This is a genomic window from Curtobacterium flaccumfaciens (assembly GCF_051548005.1).
Taxonomy (GTDB): Bacteria; Actinomycetota; Actinomycetes; order Actinomycetales; family Microbacteriaceae; genus Curtobacterium.
Window position 1 is genome coordinate 1 of sequence record NZ_JBPUGH010000039.1, and the last position, 22,805, is coordinate 22,805.

Sequence of the window (22,805 nt, forward strand, 5' to 3'; positions counted from 1 at the left end):
GCACCCGGTCAGGGTGAGCAGGCCGAGGCCGGCGAGTCCGGCGGCACCGGTCAGGAGCGTCCGGCGGCTCGGGCCGCGGGCGTTCCGGGGTTCATGGACGACGGGCTGCATTCGGGGTGACCCCTCCTGGTAATCGTTCCGGTGAACGATAAGGGACCGACGGCGATCCCCCAACCCCTGCCGTCGGCCCTCGGACCCGTCGGATGCGGCCCCGATGCGCGCCGGTGCACCGATCCGGCGTGGTCGGTCCGGTGCGCGCGGGCGCCCGGAGTGTTTACCAACCCGTTACATGCGGAGCGGCGGGCAGGCGGGAAGATCGAGCATGGCGACCTTCACCCGCGGCTTCGGCGGCCGACGCCACGAACGCGACGACTCCCGCATCCCGCCCGGTCAGACCCTCGTCCAGGACTGGCCGGTCCTGTCCGCCGGCGCGACGCCCGAGATCGAGCCGTCGGACTGGTCGTTCTCCATCCGGACCGAGAGCGGCCCGCACTCCTGGACGTGGGACGAGGTGCAGGCGCTCGGCGTCGAGGACGTCACGGTCGACATCCACTGCGTGACCCACTGGACGAAGCTCGACATGCCGTGGCGCGGCGTGTCCCTCGACCGGCTCTTCGCGGACGTCGAGACGTCGCTGGACTTCTGCATGGTCCACAGCTTCGGCGGCTACACGACGAACGTCCCGCTGGACGAGCTGCTCGACGGGCAGTCCTGGATCGCGTTCGAGGCGGACGGCGAACCCCTGACGCCCGAGCACGGCGGACCTGCGCGCCTCCTCGTGCCGCACCTCTACTTCTGGAAGAGCGCGAAGTGGGTGCGCGGGATCGTCATGCAGTCCGACGACGAACCCGGGTTCTGGGAGAACGCCGGCTACAACATGCACGGCGACCCCTGGAAGGAAGAGCGGTACTGGTGAGCGGCGGGCGCCCGTCCACCGATCTGTCGTCGACCGACCTGTCGTCCACCGGCCTGCCGTCGGCCGGTCTGCCGTCGAACCGCGTGCCGTCGACGGACGTTCCGTCGACCGGCCTGGAGGCACGGCGAACCCCTGATCCGTCCGCACCGGCCCGTCGGCGGCCGGCCTGGCACCCCGCGACGGTCGCCGCCGTCGCGCAGGAGACCCCGAACGCCCGGCGTCTGGTCCTCGACGTGCCGAGCTGGCCCGGCAACGACCCCGGCCAACACCTCGACCTCCGGCTCACCGCCGAGGACGGCTACCAGGCCTCCCGGTCGTACTCGGTGGCGTCGTCCGGTCCCTCGACGCAGGTCGTGCTCGCCGTCGACCGGGTCGACGGCGGCGAGGTCTCCCCGTTCCTCGTCGACGCGATCGAGGTCGGGGACGCCCTCGAGGTGCACGGTCCGCTCGGCGGGTGGTTCGTCTGGCACCCGTCGCCGGACGCGCGACCCGTCCAGCTCATCGCGGGCGGATCGGGGGTCGTCCCCCTCGCGGCGATCGCGACCGCGCACGTGGAAGCCGGCGATCCGGCACCGTTCCGGCTCCTGTACGCCGTGCGCACCCCGGAGGACGTCTTCTTCCGCGACGAGCTCGCCCGGGCAGCCGCAGCGGGCGTGACCACGACGTTCGTGCACAGTCGACGGGCCCCGGCGGGCGAACCCGCCGGGCGCCTCACCCGCGAGCGCCTGGCGGCCGCGGTGTTCCCGCCCGACACCCGGGCACAGGTCTACGTCTGCGGGTCGACGCCGTTCGTCGAGCAGGTGCTCGGGTGGCTCGCCGAGCTCGGGCACGACACGAGCGACGTCCGCGCCGAACGCTTCGGAGGCAGCTGATGACGATCGTCGACGGCAACGCGCTGGCCGGGCTGCTCGCCGAGCGCTTCGGGCCCGACGCGACGACGGTCCTGCTCCGCTGCCCGGGCTGCGGGAGCGACGGCGTGCTCGCCCGGACCCGTGTCCACCTGACGGCGATGGGCGCCGTGGCGCGGTGCTGCGACTGCGACACCGTGCTCGTCACCGTCGTCGACTCCCCGACCGGCCGTCTGATCGCCGGCACGGGTGCCACGTTCACCGACACATCCGCGAGCTGAGCACAAGGGTGCGACCGGATCCGGCGGGAATCCTGCGGGAAACCGCACGGCGAGCCCGCTGACCCATCCGGATCACGCGCCGCTCCGGATGCTCTCCCGGGCGTGCGGACCACCCATCCGTCACACCCACGGGGCACGGTGGCCCCGACGCCGACGAGCGCGGGCACCCGAATCCTGCGCTCGCCGTCCGTCCGGACGTCCGTGGTGCCCGCCACGGACAAACACCGGTCCGGTACCCGTCGCGGTACGACGAAGGCCCCGGTCGCTGCGACCGGGGCCTTCTGTCCGAGCGGATGACGAGATTCGAACTCGCGACCCTCACCTTGGCAAGGTGATGCGCTACCACTGCGCCACATCCGCGTACGACCACAGCGTAGACCCTGACCTCCCGCCGAGCACAGCCGGCGCGCTCCGTCGGGCGCGTCGCGTCCCTCCAAGTGGGGTACCGCCGCCCCGCCTACTGGGGACACCTCGGGCGCGCCCTGATCGACGCTCCCTGCCTACGCTCGACCAACACGCACCGGACCGGCATGGGTAGCCCGGCCCGGAGCGTCGCGGCACCGAGGGACCGGTGTCGCCGCCGATCCGTGTTGCTCCGTGGCAGCGCGGACCAGATCAGGGAGTGGAAGACGCATGCCCCAGCAGACCTCGATCCGCGCCGCGCTCGCCGTGGTGGTACTCACCGCCGGCCTGACGATCGTGCCCTTCGGGACCAGCACCCCCGCGCAGGCGGTCGCCGTGAACGCGCCGCGCGGGAACATCGGGAAGTTCAAGCAGCAGTTCGTGGAGGACTTCAGGACCACGGCGAACTGGGGCGGACCGTTCGCGAAGACGTACAAGAACAGCTGGCAACCGTACCCGGACGGCATGAGCAACATGTACTGGTCGGGCAAGCAGATCCGGGCGAGCAACGGGGTCATGGACGTGTACCTCGACGGCAAGCACGGCTCCGCGGGTACGTTCGGCACCCCGACCGGCGCCTGGGACCACAAGGGCGGGAAGTTCAGCGTCCGTGCGAAGGCGGTCGGCGGCAACGGCAACGGCGCGGCCTTCATGCTGTGGCCGACGTCGAACGTGTGGAGCGACGGCGAGATCGACTACCCGGAGGCCAACTTCGAGTCCGCCCCCATGGCGCACCACCACTCGATGAAGCGGGGCAACGAGGTGAACGCGATCAGTACCTCCACCCGGGCGTCGTGGCGCGACTGGCATGTGTACTCGATCGAGTGGATCCCCGGGAAGTCCGTCATGTACCTGCTCGACGGGAAGGTCATCTCGACCGTCACGCGGGACGTCCCGAAGACCTCGCACCGCTACATGTTCCAGGTGGGGAACTGGGGCAAGACGGGACACCTCTACATCGACTGGGTGTCGACGTACACGTACACCGGCTGACCAGCGGTCGGACCGACGGACGGGAGGCCCGTGGCGACACCGCCACGGGCCTCCCGTCCGTCTCCTGGTCGCGTCGCGACCGCAGCCTCGCTGCGGAGTCGCTGACGACGCGACGGACTCCCGCTCGCAGGAGTTCGATGGATCGATGCAGCAGGAGTCCGTCACCGAGCCCGCCGACCCTCGGGGCTGGTGGCACCGCAAGTTCGCCCCGGAGGTCCGGACGGTCGGCCGCGTCGAACGCGCCGTGCTGCTCCGCGCCGCCGTGGTGCTCGCGATCGTCGGGACGCTCGTCTTCGTGATCATGCTCGTCGGCGTCCTGACGCACTCCGGCTTCCAGCGGCTCGACCGTCCCGTCGACGACTGGTTCGACACGCAGCGCGACGCCGACCGCACGAACGTCATGGTGGTGCTCGCGACGGTGTTCGGACCGGTCGGCATGCCGATCGTCGTCCTCGTCGTCACCGTCTCCTGGGCGCTCCTCGCCCGACACGCGTGGCGTCCGCTCGTCCTCGCCTGCGGGATGGTCCTCGGGGTGATGACCGCCCAGGCGTTGGCCCCGCTGGTCCGCCATCCCCGACCGCCGGTCGCGGAGATGCTGCTCGGCCCCGACCACACGTTCTCCTTCCCGTCCGGGCACGTCCTCGGGGCGAGCGACTTCTTCCTCATCGGCGCGTTCCTCATCGCGTCTCGCACACACCGACGCTGGATCACCGTCGGCCTGTTCGCACTCGCGGCGCTGATGATCGCGTCGCAGGTCGTCAGCCGGCTCTACCTCGGCTACCACTGGTTGCCCGACACGCTGTCGTCCGTCGGACTGTCGATGATGATCACCGCGCTCACGATGGCGATCGACACCCACCTCACGGCGCGGGTCCCCGAGCTCGCGCCGGATCCCGCACCGGCGACCGCGACCGGCGACCTCGTCCGGTGACCGCGCTCGGCGCGGTCGCGAGTGCGGTCGGCGGCCTCCTGCTCGCGTGGCTCGTCGTCGTCGCCGCACTGTGGGTCGAACAACGGCGACACCCGGACCGGTCCTCCCTGCGGGAACTGCTGCGGCTGGCCCCCGACGTCGTCCGGTTGCTCCGACGCCTCGTCGCGGACCGCACCGTGCGGGTCGGCGTCCGGGTCTGGCTCGCCGTGCTGCTGGCGTACCTGCTCTCACCGATCGACCTCGTGCCCGACTTCGTCCCGGTCCTCGGGTGCCTCGACGACGCGCTCGTCGTCGTGATCGCGCTCCGGTTCGTGGTGCGGAGCGCCGGAGCGGACGCACTCGAGCGGCACTGGCCCGGGAGCCCGGGTGGCCTGCGGGCCCTCTGCCGCGTCGCCGGCGTGGCGCTGCCCGGCTGAGCGTGGCGGATCGTCGCACCCGGCCGGTGACCCGCCGCACCGTTGCGTCGGACACGTCGCGCGTCGCCGTACTGTCGATCGGAGCCGACACGACGTTCGACCCCGGAGCCGGCGGACGATCGGGACCACCCCCCGCCGGCCCGGCGCGGGCGATGTGCCGGGCCGACCGCGAGACGAGCCAGGACAACCGCGAGACGAGAGGGAGCCGCCGTGTCCGACCGGAGACCCCCCCGCCGGCCGCCGCCGGAGCACCTGGAAGACCATCGCCGCGGGTGCCGGGTTCCTCGCCGCGTTCATCCTCGCGCCGCTGTTCGGCGGCGTGTTCATCCTCGGAGCGGCCGCCGGCTTCATCGCGGACGGGTACCGGGCGCACCAGGACGACGAACTCCGCGCGGTGGCGACCAGCACGGCCGGGATCATCGACACCATCGACGTCCGCCACTTCACGGAGGACTTCGGACCGGGCAGGACCGAGTGCGTGCCGCAGGTCTCGGGGACCGCGAACGGGGAGCCGCACACGTGGGACCTGGCGGACTCCGCGGCGTGCGGCGGCGTGTACCGGGTCGGCCAGCGGCTGGAGGTCGTGTACGACTCGTCCGACGTCGACCGGGCGGTGCTCGCCGACCCGGAGGCAGGGGGTGTCCGCGCGCGCAGCACCGTCGTGCACGTGCAGGTGCTCGTGATCGGCGTGGTCCTCGCCGCGGTCGGGACCGGTTGCTGGCTGTGGGTGGTCCGGAGCGGGCGCGGGCGGCGGGAGCGGCAGTCCTCGTCCTGAGCCGTCGCGGTCGGGTCCGGACCGGCGTCCGTTCGGTACGGTCGACCAGTGGGGGAAGCGCGTGGTGAACGCCCGGTGACGGTCCGCGGGAACCGGTTCACGCCGGCGGCGTGGGCGGCGCTGGGAGCAGGCGTCGTCGCGGCCGGGCTCTGGACGACGTGCAGCCCGGAGGTGTTCGGGTCTGCCCGGTTCACCCAGGTGTGGACGAGCGGCCTCCTGCTCGTCGTCGGTGCGCTGACCGTGTCCCTGGCCGTCGGCACGCTCCGCACCCGCGTGGAGGTGTTCCCCGACCGTCTCGAGGCGACCCGAGGGCTCCGCCGGACGCAGGTCATCGGTCCCGGGGAGCTCGTGGCCTTCCGGGCCTCCGGGAAGGGCAACACCGTGATCAGCGCCGTCGCTGCACGGCGCCGTGGGTTCTCCACGAACCGGTTCCACCGGCACCACGACGCCCTCGTGGACTGGCTCGACCGGAACACCGGCGCGGAGTGGACGGCGTTCCGGGACTTCTTCGGCAAGCTCACCGTGCAACGGGACCGGGCGCCGGTCCGCGAGTCGCTGTCGACCCTCCTCGTCGTCGGGGTGTTCCTCGCCACGCTCCTGACGTTCCCCGGTCTCTTCATCGGCACCGCGTACGACGCGGCGCACCGGGAACAGGTGACGTGCACCGTCACCGCCGCGGAGGCGATCACCGTCTCCAGCCGGTCCACCAGGGGCATCGGCTCCTCCCGGGCCGGCGTCGGCGTCGAGACGTCGGACTGCGGCCGCCTCACCATGACGCGCGGGGTCACCAGCGACGATCGGGACGACATCGCGCGCGAGCTGAACCGTACGAAGGGCCCGCACACCTTCACCGTCGGCGGCGGGTCCTTCTGGCTGCGCACGCACACGCCGGTCACGATCCCGGCGCCGACCGTCTACAGCATCGACGACCTCAGCGCCCGCTGACGATCGAGCCGGGCCGGGCTCGAGCTACCCGTCCGCGGTCTCGATCATCGCCACGATGTGCGGCGTGCTCCACCGGAGGAGCGCCGGCGACGGCGGCTCGTCGAGGTCCTCGCCCCAGACCGCGACCGCTGCGCCCGACATCGGCGAGGCCAGTCGCGACCCCGAGTCCCCGTCCCACGACCGCAACGTCCAGTGCCGACGGAGGTCGTCGGCGGTGTAGGCGGCGTCCGCCGGGTCGAGGTCCGTCGGGACCTCGCAGAGGTAGTACGAGTCGTAGTTGAGCAGGTCCGTCCCCGCCCCGGCGAGGTCGCTCGCCCGCGCGCGGTGCTGCCGGCGTTCGCGGCGCTCCGTCGCGTCCTCGGTGTCGCCGTCGAGGCTCCAGTACGTGATGCGGACGCGCGGGTCCAGGAGTCGGACGGCGGACCGGTCGATCCCGTCGTTCCAGGCCCACACCGACCGCGTGCCGACGGCGGCCGCCATCGTGTTCAACCAGGTGACCCGTTCCCGGGGGCTGACGTCCTCCCCCCACTCGTCGCCGCCGACGTGCACGGCACGGCTCTGCGGGAAGGTCCTCGTCACCTCCGCGAGCAGGTCCCTCGCCAAGGCGACGCTGCCGGGCGCCGACGGATCGAGCTCGCTCTCGCCGCTCCGGATGCGGTCCACCCACCGTTTCCCGTGCCGCGCCTCGAGGAGTGCGAACGCCGCCGCCATGTGTCCCGGCGTGTCGACCTCGGGGACGATCGCGATCCCCCGCTCCGCGGCGTACGCAGCGATCCCTCGTGCCTGTGCGGTGCTGAGGAAGGGGCGGCCGGTGACCCGGCTCGTGTACACGCCGTCGTACAGGTCGGCGTTCGCCGGGGTCTGCCCGAGGACCGCGCTCTCGATGCCGACGTTCTGGTCGTCGGTCAGGTGGAGGTGCAGGAAGCGACCGCCGTGCGCTGCTAGGAGGTCGACGTACTGCTCGATGAGCGACGGGCGGTAGTAGGCGCGGGCGACGTCGAGCATCACCCCGGTCTCCGGCCTCGCCGGGGTCGTGTGCACGGTGCGCACCGTCGACGTGGACGTGCGGCAGGTCGACGTGGAGTAGACGCCCGTGCAGGCGACGACCGTGTACTGCCCGGCCGGCACCCGGGACGCGGTGGTCAGCGTCGCGCGGACGGTCGCCGTCCTGCCCGCAGCCAGCGCTCGGACCGGCACGTGCCCGAGCGCGTAGCGCCCGCTGCTCGATGCGAGGTACAGCCACGCGGGAAGCGCGGACGTCCTCGACTTCCCGGTGTTCCGCAGCGTGACGCTGGTCCGGACCGCGGTCCGGGTCGACGAGCTGGTGCTGCTGGCGCCGACCGCCGTGACCGCGGGGCGCGGCGCGGTCGGGGTCGCGGCTGCCGCCTGCTGATCGACGGGATCGACGGCCCCGGCGACGGCGCCGATGCCGACCACCGCGGCTCCTGCGCTGACGATCGCGATGCCGAGCACGACGATGCGACGGGCACGCCTCCCCCGGCCCTCGCGCGCCGTCATCGTCCGGCTCCCCCGGTGACGAGGGCGGAGACGGAACGGCGACGGAACGGGTGCACGAGCCGATCATGCCGTGAGCGGCGGCGGCTCGGCGACCCCGTCATCGCGTGACACCGGTGAGCGGCGTAGTCTCCCCCTCGTCAGCACGCTCCTCGACGACGAGAGCAGGTCACACCGTGCGCCGATCTCTGCAGGCGGTCCTCACGATCGCGACGGTCGCGGCACTCGCGACCACGTTCCTCCAGGCCGGACCGGAGGCGTCACTAGCGGTGGCCGCCGACGCGACGTCCGCACGCGGCCCGGCCGCGCCGACCCACCAGAACCCCATGACGCTGTCGCTGCCGGACGGGCAGACCGCGGCGAGTTGTGCGGACCCCACGGTGGTGCACGGGGTCGGGCGCGATCGGGACTGGTACCTCTACTGCACGAGCGACGCCCTGACCGCGACCGAGGAGAACCCGGACGGGTCGCTCGTCCAGCACGTCGTCCCCACCTACCGCTCGACGGACCTCACGCACTGGGCGTACGTCGGGGACGCGTTCACGACGAAGCCCGCCTGGGTCGGCGACGCGAACGGCATCTGGGCACCCGACGTCGTGTACCGGAACGGCCGCTGGTACCTCTACTACGCCGCGTCGGACACCCCGACGGCCTCCGCGCCGACCGGTGGCGGTTCCGCCGTGGGTGTCGCGACGAGCACGAGCCCGACCGGGCCGTGGACCGATTCGGGCGGACCGGTCGTCGCACCACAGGCCGCGCCGAACGGCGCCGGCCAACGGTGGGAGTTCGACCCCGAGGTCATCACCGACCACGGTGCCACCTACCTGTACTTCGGCAGCTACTTCGGCGGGGTGAACGTCCGACGCCTGACTTCCGACGGGCTGCACTCGGTGCCGTCGAGCGAGCGGGAGATCGCCATCGACAACCGGTACGAGGGCACCTACCTCATGCGTCACGACGGCTGGTGGTACTTCATGGGGTCGGCGACGAACTGCTGCAACGGTGCGCTCACCGGCTACGGCGTCTTCGTCGCCCGCTCCCGCAGCCCGCTCGGACCGTTCACCGACCAGGACGGCGTGGCGATCACGGCGACCCGGGTGGGCGGCACCCCGATGCTCGCGCAGAACGGCGACCGCTGGGTCGGCACCGGCCACAACACCGTCGTGACGGACTTCGCCGGGCAGGACTGGATCGTGTACCACGCGGTCGACCGTGACGACCCGTACTACGCCGGGCAGGGCACCTACACGAAGCGCCCCGTGCTCATCGATCCGCTCGACTGGATCGGCGGTTGGCCCGTCGTCCGGGGTGGAGCAGGCCCGTCCGACACGGTGCAGCCCGGGCCCGTCGCCCAGCCCGGTGAACGACCGACCTACCGGTCGACCCGAGCGCCGGTCGACGTCCCCGGGCGTCTGCTCCGTCCCCTCTCGACGTCGTTCGACGGATCGGCACTGCCGACGTCGCTCAGCTGGATCCGCGAACCCGACCCGGCGACGTGGACGGTCAGCGGCGGCGCGTTCCGTTGGCAGACCCAGGACGCCGACATCCACCCACCCGCGACGCCGCTCGCCTCGGTGCTCGCCGAACCCGCGCCACGCGGCGACTACGTCGTCGAGACGACGGTCGCGGTGGACACCCCGGCCACCGGCGACGGCGTGAACTACGTCCAGGGCGGGCTCATCGTGTACGGCGACGACGGCAACTACGTCCGCCTCACGTCGAACTCGATCTTCGACACCCGGCAGACGGAGTTCGGGAAGGAGGTCTCGCCGCAGCCGGCCGGCGCGCCGAACTACGGCAACATGGTGGTCGGCCCCGTGGGCGACCGCACCACGCTGCGGATCGTGCACCGCGTCGTCGGCGGCCTGGACCAGTACACGGCGTACACGAGTGACGACGGGCGGCACTTCGTCCGGGGCGGCACGTGGACCGCCGATCTCGGGGCGCATCCGCGCATCGGGCTGATCTCGCTCGGCGGTGCCGGGTTCACGAGTACGTTCGACGACCTCCGCGTCAGCACGGTCCGGAGCGTGCGCGGCTGACCGTGCCGGCCGGTCACGCGACGTCCGGCCCGGTCGGGTGGAACAGCTGCGACTGCGGTCGACTGAACACCCAGTCCGGCTCCCCCGTCGGGGTGATGTCGCCGGAGGCGATGAGGTCGGCGACCTGCTCGAGGTAGGACGTCAGTGACGGGGCGAGGACCTGGTGCTCGTCGTCGTCAGCCCCGAACATGATGACCTGTCCGACCGTGCCGGCGGGGCCGGGGTCGAGGTCCACGCCGATGTGGTTCCCGCTGCCGTCGTGGGTGAGGGGGATCCACCCGCGGGCCGAGTACTTCGGCTGCACGAACCCTTCCGGTGTGGAGGACGCGAACTCGTCCATCTCCTCCTGCTGTTCGTACCCGTCCCACTGGTCCCACTGGACGGCGACATCCGCGAGCGGCAACATCGCGAGCCCCGCGAAGAGGCCGGCGGCGAACCGTGGCTCCTGCGGCGTGTACTGGTGTTGGCCGTCGTGCAGCCGGTACAGCGCGCGGACGTCCTCGGGGAGCCGCTGCCCGAGGTGCGCCTCCGTCGCAGTGATGTCCGCCTCGGACGCCGGCGGGTGCAGCATCACGTCGCCCGGGACGACGCGGGTGAGCCGTGTGAGCACAGCTCGCACACGCGTCGCGACGACGTCGGTCGGTGCGGGGTCCCGGTGTCCCCGCCGGAAGAGTCGGCCCGAGTCCATCAGCCCACCGTAGCGACGGCAGCCCGGTGCCTTCCGCTCGGGACGCACCGCGGGAACACGAAAGCCCCCGGCGTCTGCCGGGGGCTTCTTCGTGGTGGGCGATACTGGGATCGAACCAGTGACCTCTTCCGTGTCAGGGAAGCGCGCTACCGCTGCGCCAATCGCCCAGAGGAGTGTGGAGCTGGAGGTGGGGACGGGATTCGAACCCGCGTGGACGGCTTTGCAGGCCGCTGCCTAGCCTCTCGGCCACCCCACCATCGAGGTTCACGTCTCCGTGAGTACCCGAACGGTGGGATACCCTCTGGTGAGTCGTCGCGACCCGGAGGTCGTGACACTCGAGCGGATGACGAGATTCGAACTCGCGACCCTCACCTTGGCAAGGTGATGCGCTACCACTGCGCCACATCCGCATGCTTCTCAGGAGAAGCACGGTCGCCGTCCCGCTGGCCGTTCGTGCTGGCCTGCCGTCTCGGCGACGTCGTAAACTCTATACGAACCCGGGCGCATCCGCCAAAATCCTTCCGGTTCACCGGGCGTGTCCCCCGTGTTCACGCGGGTGCACGGGCATCGAGCCCTCGCGCCACACCCGGGCGGCACGTCGTGTTCGGCACCGACTCCCGCATCCGCTACTATCGACTGGCACGACAAGTGCAGCGGGCGATTGGCGCAGTTGGTAGCGCGCTTCGTTCACACCGAAGAGGTCATCAGTTCGAGTCTGGTATCGCCCACCCGCTGTGTCGCTTCGACGACACGACCGAGAGCCCGACGCAGCACGCGTCGGGCTCTCGTCGTTCCGGCAAGCAGACGACACCGTCCGACACCAGCAATCCGACACCAGCCGAACGATCCACAGGGGCACATGACCGACGTCGACCTCGAGTTCGCCCGCGTCCGCGCCGTCCTCGACCGTCCGACCCTCCGGCTCCTCTCGCGTCCGACCAGCGCCGCGGTCGTGGCCGTGTTCCGCGCGGTGTTCGACCGCGACGTGCAGTACGTCCCGGCGGACCGGATGCACCTCCAGGTCGAGGAGCACGTCGCCCGCCTCCAGGCGACCGGCGCGCGGGTCCCCGCGAGTGAGCAGCCCGGCGACGCCGAGGACACCCGACCGAACGGCCGAGCACTCTGTCGCGACTGGGTCGCCGCACAGTGGCTGGTCCGGTCGAACTCCCCCGACGGCGACGAGCAGTACTCCCTGACGAGCCACGCCCTCGAGGCCCTGGGCCTCGTGGACGCCCTGAGCGCGGACCGGGCCCTCATCAGCGAGAGCCGCCTCGCGATGATCGTCGACGCGGTGCACCGGTGGGCGGCCCGCGCGGAACCGGACCCCGACGTGCAGATCCGGCGGCTCGACGCACAGATCGCTGAGCTGCAGGCGGAGCGGGACCGTTTGGCGAGCGGCGACACGGTCGAGACCGTCGACGACGACCGGATGCGGGACGGCTACACGAACATCTCCGACCTCATCCGCCAGCTCCCGAGCGACTTCAAGCGGGTCGAGGAGGCGGTGGCGACGATGCACCGCTCGATCGTCGAGGACTTCCGCAGCGAGGTCCGCCCGATCGGCGAGATCCTCGACGACTACCTCGCCCGCACCGACAACCTCATGCAGTCCACGCCGGAGGGCCGTGCGTTCGAGGGTGCCTTCGAGCTCCTCCGTGACGACGCGCTCCTGCTGCGGCTCCGCGACGACATCGGCACGATCCTGGCCCACCCGTTCGCCTCGACGCTCGAGCCGGGCGAGCGGCGGGCCTTCCGGAACACCGTGAGCATCCTGCGGCAGGGCATCGAGGACGTCCTCGCCCGCCGACGACAGCTGACCGCGACCCTCCGCGACCAGATCGTCGCGCACGACGTGGTCCGCGACCGGGAGCTCGACGCCGTCCTCCGCTCGGTGAACCGCGGACTCGCGGCGTGGATCGAGCAGGGGTCGGCCCGGGACCGCGTCCCCCTGGTCCTCCTGCCCGAACCGGCCGAGGTCGAGACGCTGCGCGAGCGCTTCTACGACCCGGACAACGAGTCCGTGCCGCCGCCGATCGAGGACCCGGACGACGACGTCTTCGAGGACCTCGACGTCGAGACGCTCCGGCGACACGGTGGCCCGCTGCTCGCCGAGCTCCGCGACGCCCTCCGGTCCGCGGACGCCACCACCGCCGTCGCGGCCTTCCACGGTCTGCCCGACGAGCAGCGGCGACCCGTCGAGCTCTTCGGCCTGGCCCACCTGCTCACGGGCCGACCGGACTTCGAGGAGGCCCGGCACGTGGTCGCCCACCACACGGTCCGTCCCGACGGCAGCGCGGTCACGTTCCACATGCCGACCGCCGACCTCGCCGACGGCGACGCAGCGGCCGCGGACCACGCAGCGTACGACCCAGCACGCACAGCAGCACACGCACAGGAGGCACGGTGAGCGACACCACGCCGGCACCGGTCGACGACACGGCCGGGTTCGAGGACCTCGACACGGTTCCCCAGGACGACGATCGCGACGAGACCAGCTTCGCCCTCTTCGAGGGCGACGAGGGACGCCTCGACGAGCCGCAGCGACGCGCGCTGGTCGCGCTGCTCCGGCACACCTACGTGAGCGCCCGCACGCACGCCGACGAGTGGCGCGCGGTCCTCGACGCCGAGGGGCAGCTCCGGTCGCGCCTCAACGACCTCTTCCTCGAGCTCCACGTCGACCGGGACCGCGAGGTCGCCTGGAAGCGCCAGGCCCGCTCGGAGAGCCAGCGCCGGGCGTTCCCCACCCTGTTGCGCGACGTCCCGTACACGCGCGAGGAGACGATCGTCCTCGTCTGGTTGCGCATGCGGCTCCGTGCCGACACGCGTCCGGGTCCCGACCAGGTCGTGGTCGACCGCTCCGAGATCCTCGGACACGTGGCCGGGTTCCTGCCCGCCGGGTCCACCGACCGCACCCGCGACGAGGCCCGCGTCGCGAGCGCCGTCGAACGCCTGGTCCGCGCGCGCATCCTGCTCCGGACGACCGACCCGGACCGCTTCCGCGTCGCCAGCGTCGTCGAGGTGCTCCTCCCCCTCGAGCGACTCCTCGAACTCGACACCTGGCTGCGCACCGCGACCAGCGGTGACGGTGCGGCGACCGCCGGCGCCGACCCGAGCCTCCAGGCCGAGCCGACCGACACCGACGACGAAGGCGAGCCGGCAGCATGACCGACACCGTGACCGGGACGACCGCGTACGAGGAGTACGCGATGCCCGCGCTCTTCGACACGGTGGCACAGTGGCGTGCCGAGTCGATGCAGGTCGTGAACTGGGGCGGGTTCCACGGCCACCGTCAGGTGGAGCTGTCCGGCACCGCCACGCTCATCTCCGGCGCGTCCGGCACGGGCAAGTCGACGCTCATGGACGCCTACCTCGCGGTCATGATGCCGTCCGACGTGCCGTTCAACGGCGCGTCCAACGACACCACGACCGGCCGCGCGCGCGGCGCCGACCAGCGGAACCTGCTGACGTACCTGCGCGGCAAGGTCGACACCCAGCGCGACCCGGAGACCGGTGCGCTGCGCGACGTCAACCTCCGCGGCGACGACCAGACGACCTGGGGCGCCGTCGCGGTGACGTTCCGGAACGACGACGAGCGGCGCTTCACCGTGATGCGCGCCTACATCGTGCCGAAGCGTGCCCGCGGCGTCGGCGACATCCAGATGACGATGGCGACGGTGGACGACACGTTCGACCTCCGGCGGCTCGAGGAGTTCGTGCCGTCGCGGTTCCACCACCTCGAGCTGACCGGGCGCGTGCCCGGCCTCGTGATCCGCGACACCTACCAGGAGCTCGCGTACACGCTGCAGACCCGGCTCGGCATCGGCGACTCCGGCGGCGGCAACCGCGCGATGCGCCTGCTCGCGCGCATCCAGGCCGGGCAGCACCTCCCGACGGTCGACGCGTTGTACAAGTCGCTCGTGCTCGAGACGCCCGCGACGTACGAGGCGGCCGACCGTGCCCTCGCGCACTTCTCCGCGCTCGACGAGGCGTACGAGGCGATGGACACCGAGGAGCGCAAGGTCCGCATCCTCTCGCCCATCGTCGACCTGCACGCCGAGATCGACCGGTCGACCGCGGCCGCCGCAGCACTGGACGGCATCGCCACCGGAGCCGAGGTCTCCCCGTTCGCGCACTGGACGGCCTCACGGAAGCGGGCGTTGCTCGACGACGAGGTCGCCCGGAACGCCCGTGAGCGCACCGCCGCGCGGGCCGAGGTCGCCGCAGCGTCCGCACGACACGCGGCGGTCGAGGTCGAACTCCGCGACGCCGAGGCCCGACTCCGCGACCAGGGCGGGAACGCGCTCGCGCAGCTCGAGGACCGCATCGACCGCCGCACCCGGGAGCGTGACGCGGCAGCACGTGCCCGCGCGCTCTTCGAGGAACGCACCGCCGTCCTCGAGACCCCGGTGGACACCGAGGCCGCGTTCACCGCAGCACAACGCGCCTCCCACGAGTTCCTCGGCTCGTACACGACGGCGCGGACGGAACTCGACCAGCGCCGCGACGCCCTCACCCGCGAGGAGTACCCGCTCCTCGACCGCGAACGCACCCTGCGCCAGGAACGGCAGTCGCTCGAGCACCGCCAGGGCGCCATGCCGTTGCCGATGCACGAGGCCCGCGTCGCGATGGCCCGCGCCGCAGGGATCGACCCCGTGGAGCTGCCGTTCGTCGCCGAGCTCCTCGACGTGCTCCCCGGGGAGGAACCCTGGCGGGCGGCGATCGAGTCCGTGCTCGCGCCCGTCGCCCGGACGCTCCTGGTCGACCAGGACCACCTCGCGGCCTTCAGCGAGGCCATCGACTCCCTGCGGCTCCCCGTCCGGGTCCAGTTCGAGGGCGTGCCGACCGGGCCGCACATCGACCTCGACGGCGACCCGTCGATGGTCTCCGGCAAGCTCGCGATCAAGCCCTCGCCGTTCAGCACCTGGGTGCGCGAACGCATCGAGTCGGAGCGGACCGACGCCCGCTGCGTCGAGGACGCCGGCGACCTCGGTGGCGGCGGCCGACGGGTCACGCGGTCCGGACAGCTCCGCGACGGCCGACGTGGTGCGCACGGCGACCGCCGTCAGGCGAACGTCATCGGGTTCACGAACGAGTCCCGGGTCACGGCGGTCGAGGACGAGCTCGCCTCCATCGCCCAGGACCTCGCGACCCTCGAGGCCCGGCGCACCGACGTCGCGCAGGACATCACCGCGCTGGACGCCCTCCGCAGCGCGCACCAGCACGTGGTCGACGCCGCCTGGGACGGCATCGACGTCGCGGGGCTGGACGAGTCGCTCGCGCAGCTCGACGCCGAACGGCAGGCGCTGCTCGCCGCCGACGACGGTCTCCGGACGCTGCGGGCGACGGTCGCTCGGCTCCGGGCCGCCCTCGACGAGGCCTCCGACCGCCGGTCCGCGGCGCGTCTGTCGGTCTCGCGGCTCGAGGAGCGTCACGGCGTCCTCGTCGACGGGCAGGACGCGGCCGCGGAGATCCTCGCGCGCTTCGACGACGCCCCGGACTCGCTGCCGGACGACCAGCAGGCGCAGCTCCTGTCCGAGACGTTCGAGGAGGTCGGCGCGCCGGACGGCATCGACGGCTTCGACGACGCGACGCGACGACTGCGGCGTCGACTGGACGAGCGCCTGTCGCAGGCACTGGACGGTGCCGCGGCCGCCTCGAACGCCCTGACCCTGACCTTCCAGCGGTACCAGGACGCCTGGCCGGACCCGAACCTCGGCACCGGTGTCGCGTCCTACCCCGACTACCACGCGATCCTCGACCAGATCGTGGCGACCGGCCTCCACGCGCGCCGGACCGAGTGGCGGCGTCGCCTGTCGCAGTGGAGCGGCGAGGACCTCGTGCCGCTCGCCGGCGCCTTCGACCGGGCCGTCGTCGAGATCGAGGAGCGCCTGGAACCCGTCAACGAGATCCTCCGCGAGCTGCCGTTCGGCGCGAACCGGGACCGGTTGAAGATCGTCATCCGTCGCGTCACCCGCGAAGAGGTCGCCTCCTTCCGCAAGGAACTCCGGGCGCTGTCCGCATCGGTGGACACCGAGCTGACCGACGACGTGCTCGAGACCCGGTTCCGCCGACTCCGCCGGTTCATGGCGATCATCCGCCCCGACAGCGCCGCACCGCGGGGCCGCACCACCGCCCGCGACGCCGTGCTCGACGTCCGGCGGCACATGGAGATCACCGCGGTCCGGTACGACGTCGACGGGAACGACCTCGGCGTGTACTCGTCCCTCGGCGACAAGTCGGGCGGTGAGACGCAGGAGCTCGTGGCGTTCATCGTCGGCGCCGCGCTCCGGTACCAGCTCGGTGACGAGACGCGGCCCCGGCCCCGGTTCGCGCCGGTGTTCCTCGACGAGGCGTTCATCAAGGCGGACTCCGAGTTCGCCGGGCGGGCGGTCACGGCGTGGCTCCGGCTCGGGTTCCAGCTCGTCGTGAGCGCGCCGCTCGACAAGGTCACGGCGCTCGAGCCGTCCATGGAGCGGCTGCTCTCGATGCGGAAGCACCCCGACACGGGACACTCGTCCATCACCGAGATCGCGCGGGTCGCCCCGGGCGCGTAGCTCGCCCGCGCGCGGCGGTGGTGACGGGGCTGAGGCTCCGAGGCGTCGAGGTTCCGAAACAACGGCATCTCGCAGAGTTGCAGGCCCGTCCGTGGAACCTGGCTGGGCCGCGTGCGGCGAGTCACGGAACCCCGAGATGGACGTTTCGGACGGCCCACCTCAGCAGCCCGACCGGAGGCGCGGTGCGGCCCCGTCGCACGTCTCCCGGCCGACATCACCAAACGCCACGGGCGAGGTTCCGAACTTTCGGCATCTCGTAGCGTCGGGCGCTCGTCCGCGGAACCTGGGTGTACCGCGTGCGGCAAGTCGTGGAACCTCGACGCGCACGCGCCCGAGCGGGCCGGGTCGGCAGGAAGGACGGAACGGTACGGTGGGCGGATGTTCGGCCGTCGCTCCCCCGTCCCCCGCCCCGACGACCGCCCCGGCCTCGGGATCGGCGCACTCGTGCAGATCATCGACCCCGGGCAGCAGGGCGGCGAGCACTGGGCCGACGAACCGATCGGCGTGATCGTCGCGCCGGGTGGGAGCCAGCTCGGCGGGACGCAGCGGACCTGGACCGTCGCGTTCGACGAACCCGCGTACACGACGGACGGCCGCGGCCCCTTCGAGCGCGCGACCGTCCTGAGTCGTCAACTGGTGCCGGTCGAGCCGGCAGCGGCCACCGGGGCCGAGGACCTGGCCTAGTACTCCTCGGAGCCGCTCTTCATCATGGCCGCCGTGGCCATGCACAGCCCGACGCCGCCGAGCACGCAGATCCCGATGATGACGCCGCCGATGACTTCGAGCATGTCCCTGACTCCTTGGTTGCTTGGGGCCGATGTGGCGGTCTCCAGCCTACCCGGTACGACCGGGAGGGCCGGCGCAGCCGCTCGTGGTCAGCGGACGCCGCGCATGAGCCGGAGCACCGGCTTCGCGAACACGAGCAGCAGGACGCCCACGACGACCGCAGCGAGGCCGAGCACCGTGAAGTACGGTGCCTCGTTGGCGGGGTCGTAGTAGCGCGAGAGCACGCCCGTCGCCGCGGTGCCGAGCGACACGGACAGGAAGAACAGCGCCACCATCTGCGTCTGGAACTTCGCGGGTGCGAGCTTCGTCGCGACGGACTGCCCGACGGGCGACAGGAGCAGCTCGGCGATCGTGAAGACGAGCAGGATGCCGACGAGTGCGAGGAGCGGTGTGCCGTTCTCGCCGGAGCGCACGAACGGCAGGAAGAGCAGGAACGCGACGCCCATGATGCCGGTGCCGAGCGCGAACTTCGTCGGGGTGGACGGCTGACGGTCCCCGAGCTTCGTCCAGATCGCCGCGAACACCCCGGAGAGCACGATGATGAACACCGGGTTGATCGACTGCACCCACGACACGGGCATCTCCCACCCGAACAAGGAGCGGTCGAGTCGCTCGTCGGCGTACACGGTGACGACCGTGAACTGCTGCTGGTACAGCGACCAGAACACGGCGCTCGCGATGAAGAGCGGGATGAACGCGAACACGCGCGAGCGTTCCTCGGGGCTGATGCCGCTGCCGAGGATCACGACGAAGTACCCGATGGTCGCGAGGATCACGATCGCGACGACCACGGTCGGGAGGTTGCCGACGTTCAGGAGCCCGGTGAGGACCGCGACCACGATCAGCACGAGCGCCACCGCGACCAGGACGGCCACCAGCGGCAGCCGCCGGCGGTCGACCGGGTTCGTGACGCGCCGGACGGCTTCCGGGAGGTGGCGGCGGCGGACGGCGTACTGCACGAGACCCGCGGCCATGCCGACTGCGGCCAGCCCGAAGCCGAAGTGGAAGCCGAGCGTGCTCTGCAGCAGCCCGGTCAGCAGCGGCCCGAAGAACGCGCCGAGGTTCACCCCGAGGTAGTACAGCGAGAAGCCGGCGTCCCTCCGCGGGTCGTCCTTCGTGTAGAGGCCGCCGACGATCGTCGTGGCGGTCGCCTTCAGCCCGCCCGAGCCGAGGGCGATGAGCACGAGGCCGACGCCCACGCCGGTGACGCCGGGCAGCACCGCGAGCGCGATGTGGCCGAGCATCACGACGACGGCGCTGCCGAACAGCGTGCGGTCCGCGCCGATGAGCCGGTCGGCGACCCACGCGCCGATGATCGTGAAGAGGTACACCGCGCCGCCGTAGGCGCCCATGATGCCGCTCGCGATGCCCTTGTCGATGCCCAGCCCGCCCTGCGTGAGCGAGTAGTACATGTAGATCAGGACGATGCCCTGCATGCCGTAGAACGAGAACCGCTCCCACAGCTCGACCGCGAACGGGGTGGACAGTTCGAACGGCTGTCCGAAGAACGTGCGCTTCGTGCTGGGCTCGTGACCCGGAGCGGTGGTACCTGACATGCCGCACAGTCTGCCCCGACCACCGCTCGACGGCACAATCGTCGATGGGTGCTCACAAATCTCCGCGGCGCGTGCTTGGAGGGTTCCCACGACGGGGGACGGCCTGCCGTGGACCGGGTTTGTCCCGCCCGCACGGCGTTCACGTCACGAGCAGGCGGAGTGCATAGCGTGGGTTCTGCAACACCGGACACCGCAGTTCAGGAGGACTCCCGACCATGGTCGACACCGCGCCCGCGCACAGCACCCCGAAGGCCAGCACCCCGAAGGCCGACGCCGCCGGTGACCCCGCCGCGGGCACACCGGTCGGGTCCACGGCCGCCGACGTGCACATCGACGTCGACCTCGTCGCCGAACTGCTCCTCGGCCGCTGGGCGGAGGACCGACGCATCTCCCGTCGTCTCGCGCTCGACCCGGCGATGCACAAGATCGAGGGCATGCCGTACGCCGATGCCCGGTCGCGCACGCTCGACCAGTTGCGCATCCTCGTCGAGGCCGGCGCGATCCAGCGGCCGTACCCGGCGGAGTTCGGCGGCCAGGACAACCACGGCGGCAACCTCGCGGCGTTCGAGGAGCTCACCACGGCCGACCCCTCGATGCAGATCAAGGCCGGCGTGCAGTGGGGACTGTTCGGGTCCGCCGTGCACCACCTCGGCACCGAGCGGAACCACCGCGAGTTCCTCCCGGGCATCGTCTCGTTCGACGTCCCCGGTTGCTTCGCGATGACCGAGACCGGGCACGGATCGGACGTCCAGAGCATCGCGACGAGTGCCACCTACGACCCGGAGACGCAGGAGTTCGTCATCCACACCCCGTTCCGCGGTGCGTGGAAGGACTACATCGGCAACGCCGCGCTGCACGGCAAGGCCGCCGTGGTGTTCGCGAAGCTCGTCACCCAGGGCGTCGACCACGGCGTGCACGCGTTCTACGTGCCGATCCGTGACGCCGAGGGCACCTTCCTGCCCGGCGTCGGCGGCGAGGACGACGGCTACAAGGGCGGTCTGAACGGCATCGACAACGGTCGGCTGCACTTCGACCACGTCCGCGTGCCCCGGACGAACCTCCTCAACCGCTACGGCGACGTCGCCGAGGACGGCACCTACACCTCGCCCATCGCCTCCCCCGGTCGCCGGTTCTTCACCATGCTCGGCACCCTCGTGCAGGGCCGGGTCTCGCTCGACGGCGCGGCCGTCGTGGCGCAGAAGATCGGTCTACAGATCGCCCTGACCTACGCGATGGAGCGCCGCCAGTTCCCCACGGGCGACGGCACCGAGGGCGTCCTGCTCGACTACGGCCGCCACCAGCGGCGGCTGATCCCGCGACTCGCGACCGTCTTCGCGCAGTCCTTCGCGCACGAGAAGCTGCTCCGGACCTTCGACGACGTGTTCAGCGGACGCGAGGACACCCCGCAGCGCCGCGAGGACCTCGAGACCCAGGCGGCGGCCTTCAAGGCGATGTCGACCTGGTCCGCACTCGACACCCTCCAGGAGTGCCGGGAAGCCTGCGGCGGCGCCGGGTTCCTCGCGGAGAACCGCCTGACCGGCCTCCGCGCCGACCTCGACGTGTACGTGACGTTCGAGGGCGACAACACCGTGCTCCTCCAGCTCGTCGGCAAGCGCCTGCTCACGGAGTTCCGTGCGCGAGCCCCGAAGGACGCCGCGTCCACCGCGCGGTTCGTCGCGGCGACGGCGGCGTCGAAGCTCGCCGACGCAGCGGGCATCCGTCGTCTCGAGCAGACCCTGGCCGACCGGGGCTCCCTCGCCGCGAGCGTGTCCGACCTGCAGGACGCGACCACCCAGCGCGAGCTGCTCGCGGGGCGCGTCGACACCATGGTGACCGAGATCGGCATGCGCCTCGCCTCCGCGGGGAAGGACCGTGCCCGTGCCGCGCAGTTGCTCAACCGGTCGCAGCACGAGCTCATCGAGGCCTCGAAGGCCCACGCCGAGCTCATGCAGTGGGACGCGTTCACCGATGCCATCGACGAGGTGCCCGAGGGTGACACCCGGCGGGTGCTCGTCTGGCTCCGTGACATGTTCGCCCTCGGTCTGCTCGAACAGCACCTCGACTGGTACCTCGTGCACGGGCGCCTCACCGCGCAGCGCGCTCGAGCGGTCTCGGCGTACATCGACCGGCTCGTCGCCCGGGTGCGCCCGGTCGTCCCGCAGCTGCTCGAGACGTTCGGGTACGAACCCGGCCACGTCCGTGCACCGATCGCCCTGGGCGCGGAGCGTGCGCGGCAGGAGGAGGCGCGCGCCTGGTCCGCCGCCGAGGCCGCGGCGGGTCGCCTGCCGGAGCAGGAGAAGAAGCCACGCCCCTGATCCCTCACTCCTGATCAACCTTGAGGGGTTGATTGTGCTGTTTTCAACCTTGTAGGGTTGATGACGGGAGGGCTCATGATCGTCATCACCGCGGACCAGGTCGACAGCCGGGCAGGATCGGACCGTGTCGCGGCGGCGCTGCTGGTCGTCTCCGACATGCTCGGGGATGCGGCGCTTCTGCCCCCGGAACGCACCGCGGGGGACGAGTTCCAGGTACTCGTGTCCTCCGGGGCCGCTGCCGTCGACGTGATCCGGGCGCTCGTGCGGCAGGGCGGCTGGAGCGTCGGCGTCGGCATCGGGGGCGTCGAGTCGCCCCTGCCGACGTCCATCCGAGCAGCCACGGGTCCGGCGTTCTTCGCGGCCCGGTCGGCAGTCGAGCGGGCGAAGTCGACGCCGGAGCGCTTCGCGCTCGACGTGGCGCCCGGTGCATCCAGTACGACCTCCGAGGTGGAGCCGCTCGTCGCGCAGGCCGTCCGCGCTCTCGGTCGACGATCAGCCGAGGGGTGGGAACTGGCCGACCTGCTCGACGCCGGCCTGTCCCGAACCGAGGCCGCGGCCCGGCTCGACATCACGCCGCAGGCAGTCGCGAAGCGCTACGCCTCGGCCGAGCTCCGGAGTGACGGCCCGGTGCGCACCGCACTGGCCGCCCTGCTGGAGGGCGCCGACCGGCCCACCGACCACCGCACCGACCGGCCCACCGACCACCGCGCCGACCGGCCCACCGACCACCGCGCCGACCGCCCCGCCGACCGCCGACACGCCGTAGCCCGCGCCCACACCGACCCCGAGGAGCCCGCACCGTGACCGCCGCACTCTGGCTCACCGCCGCCGCCGTCGTGCTC

The 22,805-nt window shown here is 71.9% G+C and carries 18 protein-coding genes and 5 tRNA genes; 16 read left to right on the forward strand and 7 right to left on the reverse strand.

Annotation, left to right across the window (positions count from 1 at the left end; all coding sequences use genetic code 11):
- The first annotated feature begins 322 nt into the window (after nucleotides 1–322).
- From ACSW7Y_RS06955 to ACSW7Y_RS06965, 3 genes are read left to right on the forward strand one after another with little or no spacing between them, the layout of a single operon-like run.
- Entirely contained in the window at nucleotides 323–916 is a 594-nt protein-coding gene (locus ACSW7Y_RS06955; RefSeq protein WP_438125588.1) for a molybdopterin-dependent oxidoreductase, read from the forward strand.
- Complete coding sequence (locus tag ACSW7Y_RS06960; protein ID WP_438125589.1) at nucleotides 913–1,788, forward strand: FAD-binding oxidoreductase; 876 nt, start codon at nucleotides 913–915, stop codon at nucleotides 1,786–1,788. The genes ACSW7Y_RS06955 and ACSW7Y_RS06960 overlap by 4 nt, the downstream gene beginning before the upstream one ends.
- Nucleotides 1,788–2,045, forward strand: a complete 258-nt coding sequence (locus ACSW7Y_RS06965) for a DUF6510 family protein (RefSeq protein ID WP_438125590.1) — start codon at nucleotides 1,788–1,790, stop codon at nucleotides 2,043–2,045. Before ACSW7Y_RS06960 ends, ACSW7Y_RS06965 begins: the two co-directional genes overlap by 1 nt.
- A 288-nt stretch (nucleotides 2,046–2,333) precedes the next feature.
- Here ACSW7Y_RS06965 and ACSW7Y_RS06970 read toward each other — a convergent pair.
- Nucleotides 2,334–2,405, reverse strand: a tRNA-Gly gene (locus ACSW7Y_RS06970).
- Between the two features lie 273 nt (nucleotides 2,406–2,678).
- On the opposite strand from ACSW7Y_RS06970, the gene ACSW7Y_RS06975 reads away from it, so the two are divergent.
- The 5 genes from ACSW7Y_RS06975 to ACSW7Y_RS06995 all read left to right on the forward strand — a co-directional run bounded on the left by ACSW7Y_RS06975 (nucleotide 2,679) and on the right by ACSW7Y_RS06995 (nucleotide 6,507).
- A complete protein-coding gene (locus ACSW7Y_RS06975) occupies nucleotides 2,679–3,440 on the forward strand; it encodes a glycoside hydrolase family 16 protein (RefSeq protein ID WP_438125591.1) in 762 nt (253 codons plus the stop codon).
- 145 nt (nucleotides 3,441–3,585) lie between these two features.
- Nucleotides 3,586–4,371: a phosphatase PAP2 family protein gene (locus ACSW7Y_RS06980; protein WP_438125592.1), complete on the forward strand. Its 786-nt coding sequence runs from the start codon at nucleotides 3,586–3,588 to the stop codon at nucleotides 4,369–4,371.
- Entirely contained in the window at nucleotides 4,368–4,787 is a 420-nt protein-coding gene (locus tag ACSW7Y_RS06985; protein ID WP_438125593.1) for a YkvA family protein, read from the forward strand. The genes ACSW7Y_RS06980 and ACSW7Y_RS06985 overlap by 4 nt, the downstream gene beginning before the upstream one ends.
- Before the next feature lie 319 nt (nucleotides 4,788–5,106).
- Nucleotides 5,107–5,562, forward strand: coding sequence for a hypothetical protein (locus ACSW7Y_RS06990; RefSeq protein ID WP_438125594.1), 456 nt, complete (start codon nucleotides 5,107–5,109; stop codon nucleotides 5,560–5,562).
- A 48-nt stretch (nucleotides 5,563–5,610) separates the two neighbouring features.
- Entirely contained in the window at nucleotides 5,611–6,507 is an 897-nt protein-coding gene (locus ACSW7Y_RS06995; protein WP_438125595.1) for a hypothetical protein, read from the forward strand.
- A gap of 24 nt (nucleotides 6,508–6,531) precedes the next feature.
- On the opposite strand, the gene ACSW7Y_RS07000 is transcribed toward ACSW7Y_RS06995, so the two are convergent.
- Nucleotides 6,532–8,025 (reverse strand): family 20 glycosylhydrolase, encoded by a 1,494-nt coding sequence (locus ACSW7Y_RS07000; RefSeq protein ID WP_438125596.1) that lies wholly within the window; start codon nucleotides 8,023–8,025, stop codon nucleotides 6,532–6,534.
- Between the two features lie 173 nt (nucleotides 8,026–8,198).
- Here ACSW7Y_RS07000 and ACSW7Y_RS07005 point away from each other — a divergent pair, with 173 nt between their 5' ends.
- Complete coding sequence (locus ACSW7Y_RS07005; protein ID WP_438125597.1) at nucleotides 8,199–10,064, forward strand: family 43 glycosylhydrolase; 1,866 nt, start codon at nucleotides 8,199–8,201, stop codon at nucleotides 10,062–10,064.
- A 13-nt stretch (nucleotides 10,065–10,077) separates the two neighbouring features.
- Here ACSW7Y_RS07005 and ACSW7Y_RS07010 read toward each other — a convergent pair whose 3' ends face one another.
- From ACSW7Y_RS07010 to ACSW7Y_RS07025, 4 genes are all read right to left on the reverse strand, one after another.
- Nucleotides 10,078–10,752 (reverse strand): SMI1/KNR4 family protein, encoded by a 675-nt coding sequence (locus tag ACSW7Y_RS07010; RefSeq protein WP_438125598.1) that lies wholly within the window; start codon nucleotides 10,750–10,752, stop codon nucleotides 10,078–10,080.
- Between the two features lie 92 nt (nucleotides 10,753–10,844).
- Nucleotides 10,845–10,919 (reverse strand) — tRNA-Val (locus ACSW7Y_RS07015).
- Between the two features lie 15 nt (nucleotides 10,920–10,934).
- Nucleotides 10,935–11,008 (reverse strand) — tRNA-Cys (locus ACSW7Y_RS07020).
- 82 nt (nucleotides 11,009–11,090) lie between these two features.
- Nucleotides 11,091–11,162: transfer RNA gene (locus tag ACSW7Y_RS07025), tRNA-Gly, on the reverse strand.
- A gap of 245 nt (nucleotides 11,163–11,407) precedes the next feature.
- Here ACSW7Y_RS07025 and ACSW7Y_RS07030 point away from each other — a divergent pair.
- The 5 genes from ACSW7Y_RS07030 (at nucleotide 11,408) to ACSW7Y_RS07050 (ending at nucleotide 17,990) form a co-directional block, all read left to right on the forward strand.
- Nucleotides 11,408–11,480: transfer RNA gene (locus ACSW7Y_RS07030), tRNA-Val, on the forward strand.
- 131 nt (nucleotides 11,481–11,611) lie between these two features.
- Complete coding sequence (locus ACSW7Y_RS07035; protein WP_438125599.1) at nucleotides 11,612–13,159, forward strand: DUF3375 family protein; 1,548 nt, start codon at nucleotides 11,612–11,614, stop codon at nucleotides 13,157–13,159.
- Nucleotides 13,156–13,917, forward strand: coding sequence for a DUF4194 domain-containing protein (locus ACSW7Y_RS07040; protein WP_438125600.1), 762 nt, complete (start codon nucleotides 13,156–13,158; stop codon nucleotides 13,915–13,917). The genes ACSW7Y_RS07035 and ACSW7Y_RS07040 overlap by 4 nt, the downstream gene beginning before the upstream one ends.
- Complete coding sequence (locus tag ACSW7Y_RS07045) at nucleotides 13,914–17,306, forward strand: ATP-binding protein (RefSeq protein WP_438125601.1); 3,393 nt, start codon at nucleotides 13,914–13,916, stop codon at nucleotides 17,304–17,306. Before ACSW7Y_RS07040 ends, ACSW7Y_RS07045 begins: the two co-directional genes overlap by 4 nt.
- A 378-nt stretch (nucleotides 17,307–17,684) precedes the next feature.
- Entirely contained in the window at nucleotides 17,685–17,990 is a 306-nt protein-coding gene (locus ACSW7Y_RS07050; RefSeq protein WP_438125602.1) for a hypothetical protein, read from the forward strand.
- Between the two features lie 191 nt (nucleotides 17,991–18,181).
- Here ACSW7Y_RS07050 and ACSW7Y_RS07055 read toward each other — a convergent pair whose 3' ends face one another.
- Nucleotides 18,182–19,648, reverse strand: coding sequence for a peptide MFS transporter (locus ACSW7Y_RS07055; RefSeq protein WP_438125603.1), 1,467 nt, complete (start codon nucleotides 19,646–19,648; stop codon nucleotides 18,182–18,184).
- Between the two features lie 215 nt (nucleotides 19,649–19,863).
- Here ACSW7Y_RS07055 and ACSW7Y_RS07060 point away from each other — a divergent pair, with 215 nt between their 5' ends.
- A complete protein-coding gene (locus tag ACSW7Y_RS07060; RefSeq protein ID WP_438125604.1) occupies nucleotides 19,864–21,963 on the forward strand; it encodes an acyl-CoA dehydrogenase family protein in 2,100 nt (699 codons plus the stop codon).
- Between the two features lie 60 nt (nucleotides 21,964–22,023).
- Nucleotides 22,024–22,767 carry a DNA-binding protein gene (locus tag ACSW7Y_RS07065; RefSeq protein ID WP_438125605.1) on the forward strand — a complete coding sequence of 248 codons (744 nt, stop codon included), beginning with the start codon at nucleotides 22,024–22,026 and terminating at the stop codon, nucleotides 22,765–22,767.
- Nucleotides 22,768–22,805: the final 38 nt, after the last annotated feature.

What these genes read in the sequence shown, in the direction of transcription:
- ACSW7Y_RS07010 (WP_438125598.1), bottom strand. Translation starts at nt 10,752, where the DNA reads ATGGACTCGGGCCGACTCTTCCGGCGGGGACACCGGGACCCCGCACCG.
- ACSW7Y_RS07000 (WP_438125596.1), bottom strand. Translation starts at nt 8,025, where the DNA reads ATGACGGCGCGCGAGGGCCGGGGGAGGCGTGCCCGTCGCATCGTCGTG.
- ACSW7Y_RS06955 (WP_438125588.1), top strand. Translation starts at nt 323, where the DNA reads ATGGCGACCTTCACCCGCGGCTTCGGCGGCCGACGCCACGAACGCGAC.
- ACSW7Y_RS06975 (WP_438125591.1), top strand. Translation starts at nt 2,679, where the DNA reads ATGCCCCAGCAGACCTCGATCCGCGCCGCGCTCGCCGTGGTGGTACTC.
- ACSW7Y_RS07050 (WP_438125602.1), top strand. Translation starts at nt 17,685, where the DNA reads ATGTTCGGCCGTCGCTCCCCCGTCCCCCGCCCCGACGACCGCCCCGGC.
- ACSW7Y_RS07065 (WP_438125605.1), top strand. Translation starts at nt 22,024, where the DNA reads ATGACGGGAGGGCTCATGATCGTCATCACCGCGGACCAGGTCGACAGC.
- ACSW7Y_RS06980 (WP_438125592.1), top strand. Translation starts at nt 3,586, where the DNA reads ATGCAGCAGGAGTCCGTCACCGAGCCCGCCGACCCTCGGGGCTGGTGG.
- ACSW7Y_RS07045 (WP_438125601.1), top strand. Translation starts at nt 13,914, where the DNA reads ATGACCGACACCGTGACCGGGACGACCGCGTACGAGGAGTACGCGATG.
- ACSW7Y_RS06965 (WP_438125590.1), top strand. Translation starts at nt 1,788, where the DNA reads ATGACGATCGTCGACGGCAACGCGCTGGCCGGGCTGCTCGCCGAGCGC.
- ACSW7Y_RS07060 (WP_438125604.1), top strand. Translation starts at nt 19,864, where the DNA reads ATGGTCGACACCGCGCCCGCGCACAGCACCCCGAAGGCCAGCACCCCG.
- ACSW7Y_RS07055 (WP_438125603.1), bottom strand. Translation starts at nt 19,648, where the DNA reads ATGTCAGGTACCACCGCTCCGGGTCACGAGCCCAGCACGAAGCGCACG.
- ACSW7Y_RS07035 (WP_438125599.1), top strand. Translation starts at nt 11,612, where the DNA reads ATGACCGACGTCGACCTCGAGTTCGCCCGCGTCCGCGCCGTCCTCGAC.